This window comes from Prevotella sp. HCN-7019, assembly GCF_037890215.1.
Classification (GTDB): domain Bacteria; phylum Bacteroidota; class Bacteroidia; order Bacteroidales; family Bacteroidaceae; genus Prevotella.
This window is the reverse complement of sequence record NZ_JBBKBO010000002.1, coordinates 413340-425354: the sequence shown is the minus strand read 5'-3', so window position 1 is coordinate 425354 and position 12015 is coordinate 413340. Positions and strand designations below refer to the sequence as shown.

General features: G+C 46.1%; 12 protein-coding genes and 1 pseudogene. 10 read left to right on the top strand and 3 right to left on the bottom strand.

What is annotated here, in order from left to right:
* Positions 1–115 precede the first annotated feature (115 nt).
* From WKT13_RS04710 to WKT13_RS04665, 10 genes and pseudogenes are all read left to right on the top strand, one after another.
* Positions 116–292, top strand: coding sequence for a hypothetical protein (locus WKT13_RS04710; RefSeq protein ID WP_340323037.1), 177 nt, complete (start codon positions 116–118; stop codon positions 290–292).
* A 275-nt stretch (positions 293–567) separates the two neighbouring features.
* The gene (locus tag WKT13_RS04705; protein WP_340323036.1) at positions 568–1518 is read left to right on the top strand and encodes an acyltransferase; all 951 of its coding nucleotides are present in this window, start codon (positions 568–570) and stop codon (positions 1516–1518) included.
* On the top strand, positions 1515–2609 hold the full coding sequence (locus WKT13_RS04700) for a glycosyltransferase (RefSeq protein WP_340323035.1): 1095 nt from the start codon (positions 1515–1517) through the stop codon (positions 2607–2609). Before WKT13_RS04705 ends, WKT13_RS04700 begins: the two co-directional genes overlap by 4 nt.
* Before the next feature lie 33 nt (positions 2610–2642).
* Positions 2643–3197 carry a WcaF family extracellular polysaccharide biosynthesis acetyltransferase gene (locus WKT13_RS04695; protein ID WP_340323034.1) on the top strand — a complete coding sequence of 185 codons (555 nt, stop codon included), beginning with the start codon at positions 2643–2645 and terminating at the stop codon, positions 3195–3197.
* Between the two features lie 18 nt (positions 3198–3215).
* Positions 3216–3973 (top strand): annotated as a pseudogene (locus WKT13_RS04690) (glycosyltransferase family 2 protein).
* The gene (locus WKT13_RS04685) at positions 3964–5118 is read left to right on the top strand and encodes a nucleotidyltransferase domain-containing protein (RefSeq protein WP_340323033.1); all 1155 of its coding nucleotides are present in this window, start codon (positions 3964–3966) and stop codon (positions 5116–5118) included. Before WKT13_RS04690 ends, WKT13_RS04685 begins: the two are co-directional and overlap by 10 nt.
* A complete protein-coding gene (locus WKT13_RS04680; protein WP_340323032.1) occupies positions 5105–5437 on the top strand; it encodes a cupin domain-containing protein in 333 nt (110 codons plus the stop codon). Before WKT13_RS04685 ends, WKT13_RS04680 begins: the two co-directional genes overlap by 14 nt.
* 39 nt (positions 5438–5476) lie before the next feature.
* Positions 5477–6571, top strand: a complete 1095-nt coding sequence (gmd, locus tag WKT13_RS04675) for a GDP-mannose 4,6-dehydratase (protein ID WP_340323031.1) — start codon at positions 5477–5479, stop codon at positions 6569–6571.
* A 215-nt stretch (positions 6572–6786) separates the two neighbouring features.
* A complete protein-coding gene (locus WKT13_RS04670) occupies positions 6787–7884 on the top strand; it encodes a GDP-L-fucose synthase family protein (RefSeq protein WP_298617548.1) in 1098 nt (365 codons plus the stop codon).
* Positions 7885–8146: 262 nt separating this feature from the next.
* Positions 8147–8503, top strand: a complete 357-nt coding sequence (locus WKT13_RS04665; protein ID WP_340323030.1) for a hypothetical protein — start codon at positions 8147–8149, stop codon at positions 8501–8503.
* A gap of 720 nt (positions 8504–9223) precedes the next feature.
* Here WKT13_RS04665 and WKT13_RS04660 read toward each other — a convergent pair.
* The 3 genes from WKT13_RS04660 to WKT13_RS04650 are packed head-to-tail and all read right to left on the bottom strand — an operon-like array spanning position 9224 to position 11982.
* The gene (locus WKT13_RS04660; protein WP_298617538.1) at positions 9224–9982 is read right to left on the bottom strand and encodes a LytR/AlgR family response regulator transcription factor; all 759 of its coding nucleotides are present in this window, start codon (positions 9980–9982) and stop codon (positions 9224–9226) included.
* Complete coding sequence (locus WKT13_RS04655; protein WP_340323029.1) at positions 9979–11022, bottom strand: sensor histidine kinase; 1044 nt, start codon at positions 11020–11022, stop codon at positions 9979–9981. The genes WKT13_RS04660 and WKT13_RS04655 overlap by 4 nt, the downstream gene beginning before the upstream one ends.
* Before the next feature lie 39 nt (positions 11023–11061).
* Positions 11062–11982, bottom strand: coding sequence for an efflux RND transporter periplasmic adaptor subunit (locus WKT13_RS04650; protein WP_340323028.1), 921 nt, complete (start codon positions 11980–11982; stop codon positions 11062–11064).
* Positions 11983–12015 lie beyond the last annotated feature (33 nt).

Below are 12015 nucleotides of genomic sequence, written 5' to 3'. Positions count from 1 at the left end.
AATCATTCAACTCAAATAAAAAACAATCTTAGTAATTCAACAAATAACTATTACATTATTGTAAAATTAATGCTCTTAATAAAAATTCTATAAGGCCGTTTTAAAACATACAAAGATGAATATACGTTTTTTTACATTACTTTATGTTGCTTCTACATTTGAAACGCAAAGATTAAGAGGAGAACAAATGAAATCTTCCTGCCCTTTGGTTTTATCAGAAAGCTGCGGTGAAAATGTAGATAGCCGGTATGTCATAGTTATCAATGATAAAAAGAACCTCTTGAAATGGTAATACAATAATCGAATATAATTTTCAGTTTTTCATTTATTCTATTACAAGGGGAGATATAATAGCTATCCCATAAAAATAGGTGAAGATAACTCTGTGTGTATTTTTATAATATTTTAGGAGCAATCTTACTTCTATCATATCGTGTTCTTGTTGCAGGAGAGAGATTATAAACAAGAGGATAAATACATATTATGTGCGGGTACTTATAATTTTATGAAAAGATATTCATGGTACAAAATATTTTAATAGGGAAACAAAATTTATTAAATAGAAATATGAGATTAAATTATTTAGACTATCTGAAAGCATTTGCTATTATTACTGTAGTCGTTTACCATATGGGATTGGGCACGGAGCCAATTATGCAATTCTTGATACATACGCAGATGCCTATATTTTTTCTTGTGAGTGGATATTTAACTTATAGAACGGGGAAATATGACCCTTTACAGAATACCATAAAAAGAGCTAAACAGTTAATATTACCTTTATTATTTTGTGGTATAGGATTAGCTCTCTTAAAAGATGTCGACTATCTCACATTGTTACAAACACAAGGGAAAGAGGGGTATTGGTTTTTACTTACCCTCTTTGAGGTTTCTCTATTTTATAACCTTTCATTTCCTGTCCGAAACAAGGTTAGTAATAAATGGAGATGGATAATTGATGTGATTATGGTAGTTCTTTTAATGGGAATAAGATTTGTTCTGCCAGAATCACTAATTGAAGGATTGGAATTACGATCCTTAAGCAAGTTTTATCCCATGTTTATTTTGGGAGTATATCTCAAGGAGTATCCATTTATTATAACCTATATACGAAAATGGAATTTTATGTTTATTCCACTTTTAATATATTATTTCTGCATTCAAGCGCCACATAGTCATCTTATACTTTACTACATCGTACAAGTTACTCACGGATGTATTGGAGGGCTTTTCGCATGGTATGTTTTCCTGATAAATGAAAACAATATTGCATTAAAGAATATCTGGAGTTACATTGGACAACATTCCTTAGATATATATTTAGTTCATTTCTTTTTGCTTTTTCCCGCAAAGCAAATTATGGTAACTCCTTACTTCGCTACGAATCTGATTTTAGCTATTATTCTAAGTGGAAGTGTTATCCTTGCAACATTACTGGTTTGCAGGGTACTTGAATCCATTCCTATAATAGGATATCTTTTCTTAGGGAAGACGAACTTATATAAATCGCAGAAATGAGAGTTATTCACTATATCCCTACAATAGACCGCAACTGGGGCGGTACAACTGCCTACATACAACTGTTGGCCAATGAGTTGGGCAAGCAGACAGAACTGCATATTTTTACCCATGCTTCAGAGAATCCGGTGGAAATGCAGAACTGCCAGATTCATTATCTGCCTTCTTGGAAGCAACTCGGTACGATGAAGCGTGAGTTTATGAGGCTTATGAATGACATCCAGCCGGATGTGTTTCATGTGAATGGCTGTTGGATACCGGGCTGTGCCTTGACTCAAAAATGGGCACAGGAAATAGGAGTTAAAGTAGTGCTTACACCCCATGGTATGTTGGAGCCGTGGATTATGGCACGGCATTACTGGACACGAAAGCTTCCTGCCCTTTGGCTTTATCAGAAAGCAGCAGTGAGAAATGCAGACTGCCTGCATGCTACTGCTATCAGTGAGAAAGAGAATCTTCTGAAATTGGGATATAATGACCGGATAGAAATCATTCCCAATGGAATAGAGGTGGACAAGATAGCTCTGAAGAAGGACTGGGAACGTAAAAAACGGATTTTGTTCCTTTCAAGAATCCATGTGAAGAAGGGCATCGAGTTCCTTATGGAAGCGGTGGCGCTTTTGAAGGATCAACTGGAAGGCTATGTGATAGAGATTGCAGGGGAAGGAGAAAAGGAATACATCGCCCAACTGAAGCAAAAGGCAAAGGAATTACAGATTGAATCGTTGGTACAATTCTGCGGTGGTGTGTATGGTGACAGCAAATGGGAGCTGTTCAGGCAAGCTGACGTGTTTGTGTTGCCTACACACAGCGAGAACTTTGGTATTGTAGTGGCTGAGGCTCTGGCTTGCGGTACTCTGGTCATCACGACGAAGGGTACTCCGTGGCAGGAGCTGGAGACAGACGGCTGTGGATGGTGGACGGAGATAGGTACGGAGGCGCTGATTGCGGCTTTGCGTAAGTTCCTGGCATTGTCTGACGGGGAAATCGAGCGTATGGGACGCAACGGGCGGAAGCTTGTCGAGGATAAGTATTCGTCGAGGAAGATGGCGGAGGATATGGTGAGGATGTATAATGAATTGCCGGAATAGTCCGGACGTGTTTTTAATATTCAGGATAAGGATATGGCAAAAGTTGATCTTGCTTCATTTTCAACAGGTGATTTCGATAAGGGCGCGGGATTCGTAAAGCAGACCTTATGGTTTTTTATGAGTGCGCTGTTCGTGCGTGCTTCATGGAATCCGTTCATGGGGATAAAGATTTTTCTGCTCCGTGCCTTCGGTGCGAGAATAGGCAAAGGACTTGTAATAAAGAATAACGTCACGGTGAAGTTTCCTTGGAAGCTGACCGTGGGCGACAACTGCTGGCTCGGTGAGCATTGTTGGATAGACAATCTTGACAATGTGGTGATAGGCAGCAATGTCTGCATATCGCAGGGGGCGATGCTCCTTACCGGCAATCATGACTATACGGTGGCGTCGATGCCTTATCGCAATGCGCCGATAAGAATAGAGGACGGTGCGTGGATAGGGGCGCAGGCTACGGTGTGTCCGGGTGTCACGGCTCACGCGCAGTCGATACTGACTGTAGGCAGTGTGGCGACAAAGGATATGGCAGAGAACGGAATATACCAGGGCAATCCTGCTGTGTGTGTAAGAAAAAGAATTATAAAGGAATAACGTTGGTTTTATCTTGTTATGAAAATTTCTATAATCACTTCATGTTTTAATCGTAAGGCCACAATACGCGGAGCTATAGAGAGCGTGCTGGCACAGGATTATGACAATCTGGAGTATATTGTTTTGTGGACGGTGCTTCGACGGACGGGTCGCTGGACGTGATAAACGAGTACAGCGGACGTATAGGCAGGATAATAAGCGAACCGGACCACGGCATGTATGAGGCAATAAACAAAGGCATACGTGTGGCGACGGGCGACGTGATAGGTCTTGTGCACTCGGACGATTTCGTTTATGACGAGCACGTCGTGTCTGACGTCATGGCGGTGTTCGAACGGACGGGAGCGGATTTCGTGTATGCCGACGGTATTTATGTTGATGAGAATAATATAAACAAGGTGGTGCGCAACTGGATTGGCGGACGCTATGCTAAATGGAAGGTGCGCCATGGATGGTTGCCGTTGCATCCTACGTGTTATATAAGGCGTGACGTGATGATGCGTCTCGGACTTTATGACGAGAGTTATAAGATTGCGGCTGACACCGATCTGTTGGTGAGATATCTGTTGGAGAATGATCTGAAGGTGGAATATATGAAGCGTTATGTGGTGAGGATGCGTATGGGCGGACTCAGCACAGACAACGCTAAAAGAAAGAAGATGTGGAACGAGGACATAAGGGTTTATTCGTCGCATCATTTCAGATGTCCGCAGCTTACCAAGATGGAAAAGATGTTGTGGAAGGTTCCGCAGTTCATATCGGCAAAATGGAAGTAACGGGGATATTCTTCGAACTGTTGCAGGTGGCTGTGGGCACACGCCGGAGACTTTCGGCTGTACCGACAGCGGAGGAGTGGCAGGCGGTGTTTGACATGGCTGTGCGCCAGGCGCTGATTGGTGTGTGTGCCGACGGCATAGATGCACTGGACAATGAGCAGAGACCTCCGCGGACGGTGGCCATGCGCTGGGCAATGACGGTGGTGCAGATAGAGAAGATAAGCCGGCGGCAGAACATGCAGGCGGTGGATGTGCAGCGCCGGTTTTCCAAGGAGGGCTTCCGCTCGTGCATATTCAAGGGCGTGGGCGTTGCCGCTGCTTATTATCCACATCCGTTGAGACGGCAGGGCGGCGATATAGACATATGGCTCGACGGTGGCCGCAAGCGAATAGTTAGGTATGTGCGCAGTTTGTCACCGCGTGAGACGGTGAGCTATCATCACATAGACTTCAAAGCGGTTAAGAATCCTGTAATAGAAGTGCATTTCTTCCCTACGTTCCTGCTTAATCCGTGGCGCAACATGCGGATGATGGATTACTGGAAACGGGAGACTCCGCGACAGATGATCAACAGGGTGGAGCTGCCGGAGGGATTGGGCGTGATAACGGCGCCGACGGACGACGTGAATGTCATTGCACTGCTCGGACACATAATGCATCATTTCCTGGAGGAAGGTGTGGGGATGAGGCAGATAGTGGATTATTATTATCTGCTGACGCGCGGTTGCCGTGAGCTTGACCGTGAGGCGACAAAGCGACTACTGCGTGATTTCCACATGACGAAGTTTGCCGGGGCTGTGATGTATGTGTTAAGGGAGGTGCTCGGTATGGATGGCAGGTTCATGATTGCCGAACCGGATGCGAAGGCAGGCAGAATGTTGCTGGACAACATAATGAAAGGCGGAAACTTCGGTAAGTATAACGAGGACATTAAAACAATACATCAGGCGGATGGACCGTTGGACAGGTTCGTGCGACGCGAGCGTTATAATATGAGACTCCTGCGCAATTATACGGAAGAATATTTCTCGGAGATTGCTTATCGGGTGTTCTACTTCTTTTATCGTAAGTATTGGAACGAATGGCGGTTGCGTAACATTAAGACAACGCGGCCGGAGGAAATGAATAATTATGAGAAAGATTGATGTGAAGGCTATCGCTCCCGTATCTACCTCGCACGGTTGCGGTATGAAGCGGGTGCTGGTGAAGAACGGTGACGTGGCTTCGCCCATAACGCAGATAGCGGTAACGGCGTTTTTTGAAGGGGAGAAGGCTGAGAGACACAGCCATGCGACGATGGACGAGTTCTTCCTTATAAGGAGCGGACGCATGAGCATAACCGTGGGTGACGAGACAGAGGTGTTCGGCGCTGACGAGTTCGTGAGCGTGCCTGCGGGAGTGGAGCACGAGATGGAGGCTGTGACCGACTGTGAGATTCTTACTATCGGTTGCGCCACAGAATAAATGAATATAAATTATAAACTTAAAAAACATATTGAATTTATGGAAAGAAAAGTAGCATTGATTACAGGTATTACCGGTCAGGACGGTTCGTTCCTCGCCGAGTTCTTGTTGGAAAAAGGTTATGACGTGCACGGCACAATCCGTCGTTCGTCGGTGGATTTCCGTGAGCGCATCGCTCATCTGGAGGGACGTCCTCACTTCCATCTTCACTATGCCGACCTGAGCGACTCTATGAGTATGATTCAGGTGGTGAACAAGGTGAAGCCAACCGAGATATACAACCTTGCGGCTCAGAGTCATGTGCAGGTGAGCTTCGACTCTCCGGAGTTCACGGCCGATGTTGACGCGACGGGTGTGCTGCGTGTACTCGAGGCTGTGCGCCAGTGCGGACTGACCGACAGCTGCCGTATATATCAGGCTTCTACTTCGGAGCTTTACGGTAAGGTGGAGGAGGTTCCGCAGAACGAGAAGACTCCGTTCCATCCTTACAGCCCGTATGCTGTGGCTAAGCTCTACGGTTTCTGGATTGTTAAGGAGTATCGTGAGGCTTACAACATGTATTGCTGCTCAGGTATCCTGTTCAACCACGAGAGTGAGCGCCGTGGCGAGACTTTCGTTACACGTAAGATCACTCTTGCCGCCGCACGTATAGCTCAGGGCAAGCAGGACAAGCTGTATCTGGGTAACCTCTCTTCTTTGCGCGACTGGGGATATGCCAAGGATTATGTGGAGTGCATGTGGCTCATACTGCAGCAGGACAAGCCTGAGGACTTTGTCATCGCTACCGGTGTGCAGCACTCTGTACGTGAGTTCTGCTATCTTGCGTTCAAGCACGTGGGCATAGAACTCGAGTTCGTCGGCGAGGGCGAGGACGAGAAAGGTATCGACAAGGCAACAGGACGTGTGCTCGTCGAAGTGTCAAAGGATTTCTATCGTCCTACTGATGTTGTCAACCTCTGGGGTGATCCGACGAAGGCTAAGAATGAACTGGGATGGAACCCGTCGAAGACTTCTTTCGAGGAGCTTGTCAAGATAATGGTTGACGCTGATATGGCCAAGGTGGCTGTTGAGCGTGCCGGCGAGGAAGTGAAGGTTAACCTTGCCGAGTATCTGGAAAAGGGTATTGTGAAATAATAATAATCTCTTGCCGGTCGTCGGGATTCGTATCTTTTTTATACCGGATGTCTTGGCGTCATATTCCGCATGCATGGCTGACTGTGAATGTAACATATTGGCGCCAGTACACTGATGGAAAGTGAAACGAAGGCTAAACGCTCTTGATGACAGATTATTCTTCTCAAGGTGCATGCGTCCTGATGACCGGTCGGGGATATAATAACTTATATAAGATGTTGGACAAAAACAGTAAGATTTATGTAGCCGGACATAATGGTCTGGTGGGCTCTGCCATCTGGAACAATCTTATGGGCAGAGGTTATACTAATCTTGTTGGCAGATCGCACAAGGAACTCGACCTGCTCGATCCTGTAGCCGTGAAGCGTTTCTTCGACGAGGAACAGCCCGACGCCGTAGTGCTGGCTGCTGCTCATGTCGGCGGCATCATGGCCAACCTCAACTATCGTGCCGACTTCATCTATCAGAACCTGCAGATACAGCAGAACGTGATAGGCGAAAGCTATCGCCACGGTGTGAAGAAACTGCTCTTCCTCGGCAGTACATGCATCTATCCGCGCATGGCACCGCAGCCGATGAAGGAGGAGGCGCTGCTCACTTCTGAGCTGGAATACACCAACGAGCCGTACGCCATCGCTAAGATTGCCGGACTGAAGATGTGTGAGAGCTTCTCTCTGCAGTATGGTTGCAACTACATCGCAGTGATGCCTACCAACCTCTATGGTCCTAACGACAACTTCCATCTGGAGAACAGCCACGTGCTGCCGGCTATGATACGCAAGGTGTATCTGGCAAAGTGCCTGAACGAAGGCAACTGGGATGCCGTGCGCAAAGACATCAACCTGCGTCCGGTAGAGGGCGTTGACGGTAGCCGTTCAGACGAGGAAATCCTCGCAACACTCGCCAAGTATGGCATCACTCCCGAGGCTGTTACTCTCTGGGGCACAGGCAGTCCGATGCGTGAGTTCCTTTGGAGCGAGGAGATGGCGGACGCCAGCGTGCACGTGCTCCTGAATGTTGACTTCAAGGATACATACAAACCCGGCGACAAGGAGATACGCAACTGCCACATCAATGTCGGCACGGGCAAGGAGCTGTCCATACGTGAGGTGGCTGAAAAGGTCGTCGCTGAAATCGGATTCCGTGGCGAACTGCGCTGGGACGCTTCCAAACCCGACGGCACACCGCGTAAGCTCACTGACGTTACGAAGCTGCACAACCTCGGATGGCATCATAAGGTGGAAATCGACGAGGGCATTCATCGTCTCTACGAATGGTACCAGAAAGGCATCTGCATAAACCATAAGTCGTAAGCCTTCTGCCGGACTGCCGGCAGAAACGACGCGCTGCATGTCGTACAGGCAAATGATGAGTATTCGTTTTATGTCGCCTTACATATGCTTGCTGTTAATTTTGTGACGCGCAGGGATAAGCGACTTTAATACATTAATGGCGGACCATGCTCTTTATGCGAAGAAATGAAGGGCTGGGCCGCTTTTTTATTTTATAAGTTCGATATGCGGAGATTACTCTGTATTATATCGGTTTAATACATATTTGAGAATATAAAGTATTATGAAGATGAATAATGACGACAGACTGATATTTGTGAATATCAAACATTCGTACGAAGCGATGATAAAGAACGACACATCCAGCCCTTACTATCGTAAAGACCTCAAAGACTGCACGCGGATGTATTGGAAAATATCCGACGACAAGGCTGAGGCTGCCACTCATATACTCGGATGTTATAATGGTATTGTTAAAGAGGTGATACGTATTTCTTCATATTCCACAGACAAGGGCGAGTATGCCGGAAGAAAAGTATTTGAAGGAGAGGAACTTAACGATTCGCAATACTTGGGGATGGATATCCGCAGCTTGTTCGGTACGTTAGCCAATTTCAGAATAAAATACATAAATTTATAACGTAACGCGTTTATTGCGCGGAATTTACCGGCTTCTTTTTATCGCCTATATTATCTTTAACCCAAATCTGTTCTCCATGTTGGGCAGTACTTTTATTGTCCCTTTTTATTATGTTTCCGACATCTGTGTTATTAAAGAACAATATCAGTGCTTTTCAAGAAAACTCCGGCAATCAACTTACGATTTTTCTTGACTTTTTTTTGACAAAATAAATTCTGAAAATAGGTGTAAGGTGATGTCAAATTTCATATAATAAAGGCTCTTTCTGCCCGAACGGCATTTTGATATACCCCATACCATATTCCGGAACAAATCATCCGGCATTCTGATAATGCCCGTTTGAGGGTCTGATTAAGTCCATATCATGGCGTGATATTAAGCATTTCAGCCCCTGATATGGGCAATATCGCATGCTGAAATGGTGCTTATTGCGGCACGAAAAAACGGTTTTCAAATATAAATATCTGACACACAGTGTCTTATATCATCCTCTTATAATTCGCGTATTTGCGCCCGAGGGAGAGTCTGCCCGCAAATACTCGCTGAATTTTCGGGGTAGAACAGGAAACCCGGACCGGAAAATCAAAATCTGCTTACAATTTGAAAGTGCCACAATATGTCTCCCTTTATCACAAGACGACAACGCTTGTTCGGATCTGAAGCAGCTGTTTTTAATGTATGTACTGACAGCCTTTCATATAAGAACCGGCAGCGTAAGCATTAGAACCAGTCTTTGAAGGCTGTTACACGTGCTTTGCTTATAAGTACCTTTTCTGTAGCCGGTGGATTAAGCTGTACGTTCAGCCGGCCGCCAAACCAGTTGCTTACGCTTATGACTGCTTTGCGGGAGATGATGTACTGGCGGTTGGCTCTGAAGAATTTTCCCGGGTGTAGCATCGTGGCGAGTTCGTCCAAAGTCTGTTGGAAGCGTACGGTTCCTATGTTTTTGGTTACGGCTTTTACTATTCCTTCCTCTATGTAGAAATACATTATGTCTTCTACATTGATCGGTATGAACTTATCGCCCTTTACAGGTATCAGAAAGTGTGTTTTGAATGATTCCTCACGGCGTAGGCTGCGTATTATGTCCTGCAGTTCGTTTGTATTATTATTGGCATTATATCCGTTAAGAACTTTCAGTTTGTCAAGAGCTTTCTGCAGGTCGGTGCTGCTGATGGGCTTTAAGATATAAGCTATGCTGTTGACACGGAAAGCCTGAAGGGCATATTCGTCATAGGCTGTGGTGAAGATGATGGGACACGTTATGTCCGTCTTGTCAAATATGTCGAAAGCAGAACCGTCGGCCAGATGGATATCCATAAATACCAGTTCCGGCATGGGATGGGAGTGAAACCATTCTATGGTACCGGTAACACTGTCGGTCTCACCGACAATTTCAAAGTCGGTATCCACCTCCTTCATTGCCGCCTTCAGGTTTCTCAAGGCGGCTTTCTCGTCTTCAATAAGTAATGTTCTCATATCAGAGGCAAGGTTACTTTAAATTCGTTTTCGGTTTCTTCAATTATGATTTCCTTGTTCACCAACAGGCGGTAGCGTTTCGACAGATTGGCCAGACCGACACCGGTACCGGTCGTGTCCGACAGCTTGGGCTGCAGTGGGTTTGATATGCAGAGCTTGTCGGCATCGGCCTTGATATATACGGTGAGATGGTTGCGGCTGCTTATTTCGTTGTGCTTCACGGAGTTTTCCACCAGCATCTGCACGGCCATTGGTGGTATATGCCTTGATAGGGCTTCCTGAGCTATGTCGATGTCGAATTGCAGATTGTCTTCATAGCGCATTTGCAGAAGATACATGTATGAATGGACAAACTCCATCTCTTCTTTCAATGTTACGGTATGAGCCAGATTGTCGTGCAGTGAGTATCTCATGAAGCGCGACAGCTCATGCAGGAAGGTCTGGGCTTTTTGCGGAGATTCGCGTATGAGCGAGTACAGAGTGTTGAGCGAATTGAACAGCATGTGTGGATTCAGCTGGTTCTTCAGTGTCTCATACTGGTTCAGAAGATTCTCTGTACGCAGTTGCTCGTTCTCCAGAAGCATACGGCGGCTGCGCTGATACTGGTGGTAGAGATAACTGGTGCCGGTGACAAGGCAGGCGATGAGAGTGTCTCGCAGTGGATGCAGATAGTGATGAAGTGTGGCATCAATGGCCGGCACTCCTAAATGATGATGCATAAACACAAAGACATTGCCAAGAATGTTGCAGGTCACGAGTGTGATAATGAAAGAGGATGCCACGCTTTTCCAGCCTATATCACGGAGGCTGTTACCCCACATAAAGACTTTTCTGTTCAGAATGAAAAGCAGCAGTATCGACAGATACGTAAACAGTATCTCATTGCCTACGTTTACCCAATGTATTCCGGGAAACAGATTCTGGTCTATCTCGGGTTCTGACAGGGCAATGAGCTCTGGTAAGTGCATCAGAAATGCCACAATAACAGAGATACTGTTGAGTATAAGTACTATTCGTCTGGATTCGTGTTGGGAACTCATGCCGTAAAGTTAATCATTTTATCTGGATTGCAGGCTTTTTTATTTCTTGGATTCTGCTTGTGTGTCGATAATTCTGGCCGTTACATACATACCGGGACGGAACGCCGGGTCCGACTTGTCTATCTGAGCGTAAACCTTTATGGAGCGGTTTGTGTTGTCCACCATTTGGTCGATAGATACAAGACGGGCGGTAAAGGTGGTGTCGGCGATGCCGTTCACTCTGAAGGCAAAGCGACAGCCGGGATGAAGCTTCTCAAGATCTTTCTCATAGGCGGTGAGCTGAAGCATGGGACGGCTTTTGTTTATAACGTCACAGACTCTTTCTCCTGCCGCAAAATACTTGCCGGCATTTGCGTCCATGTTGGTTACATATCCGTTCTGCGGCGATTTTATTTTCAACAACGGTTGTATGCCTGTCTTTGAGAGTTTTGAGGCATTAACGCCTAACAGAGAAAGTTTTGCCGCGGCTGATTCTTTCTTGCTCTTCATCGACATATATTCGGCTTTGCTTTGCTGCATGCGCTTTTGTGAAGCTGACTCGTTCTGGGCAAGGCTTTTCTGACGGTTATACTCCTTTTCCAGATATTCCACCTGGGCTTCTGCGTCAAGATAGCTTTGCTGCAGTTCTATGAACTCCGGGTTGGCAAGGGTGAGGATAACCTGCCCCTTGCTGACATATTTGCCAGGGAGCGCGTGTATGTCTCTCACTGCACCTCCCATGCTGAGTGTGAGACTGACGTGGTTTTGCGGAGGCGTCATTATGATGCCGTTGAATGTTGTAGGGTTTGCCACGTTGGTGGCTCCGCTTGTCCCATCGACCTTAGACAGTGTGTCGCGTTCTGCTGTTGTGGTAACTTCAGCTTCTGAAGGCTGGTTGGATGTGGTGTCCTTTTGTGAGGACGATGTGCACGATGCTGCCACTAAAGCGAGGAGCATCAGTATGGTCACGTGTTTCTTCATTATGTTTTTTGTTTTTGTTTCTTGATAATGGAA

Bases quoted from the DNA above. Each gene is read 5' to 3' on its own strand.
- WKT13_RS04710 (WP_340323037.1), top strand. From the start codon at position 116: ATGAATATACGTTTTTTTACATTACTTTATGTTGCTTCTACATTTGAA.
- WKT13_RS04705 (WP_340323036.1), top strand. From the start codon at position 568: ATGAGATTAAATTATTTAGACTATCTGAAAGCATTTGCTATTATTACT.
- WKT13_RS04700 (WP_340323035.1), top strand. From the start codon at position 1,515: ATGAGAGTTATTCACTATATCCCTACAATAGACCGCAACTGGGGCGGT.
- WKT13_RS04695 (WP_340323034.1), top strand. From the start codon at position 2,643: ATGGCAAAAGTTGATCTTGCTTCATTTTCAACAGGTGATTTCGATAAG.
- WKT13_RS04685 (WP_340323033.1), top strand. From the start codon at position 3,964: ATGGAAGTAACGGGGATATTCTTCGAACTGTTGCAGGTGGCTGTGGGC.
- WKT13_RS04680 (WP_340323032.1), top strand. From the start codon at position 5,105: ATGAGAAAGATTGATGTGAAGGCTATCGCTCCCGTATCTACCTCGCAC.
- gmd (WP_340323031.1), top strand. From the start codon at position 5,477: ATGGAAAGAAAAGTAGCATTGATTACAGGTATTACCGGTCAGGACGGT.
- WKT13_RS04670 (WP_298617548.1), top strand. From the start codon at position 6,787: ATGTTGGACAAAAACAGTAAGATTTATGTAGCCGGACATAATGGTCTG.
- WKT13_RS04665 (WP_340323030.1), top strand. From the start codon at position 8,147: ATGAAGATGAATAATGACGACAGACTGATATTTGTGAATATCAAACAT.
- WKT13_RS04660 (WP_298617538.1), bottom strand. From the start codon at position 9,982: ATGAGAACATTACTTATTGAAGACGAGAAAGCCGCCTTGAGAAACCTG.
- WKT13_RS04655 (WP_340323029.1), bottom strand. From the start codon at position 11,022: ATGAGTTCCCAACACGAATCCAGACGAATAGTACTTATACTCAACAGT.
- WKT13_RS04650 (WP_340323028.1), bottom strand. From the start codon at position 11,982: ATGAAGAAACACGTGACCATACTGATGCTCCTCGCTTTAGTGGCAGCA.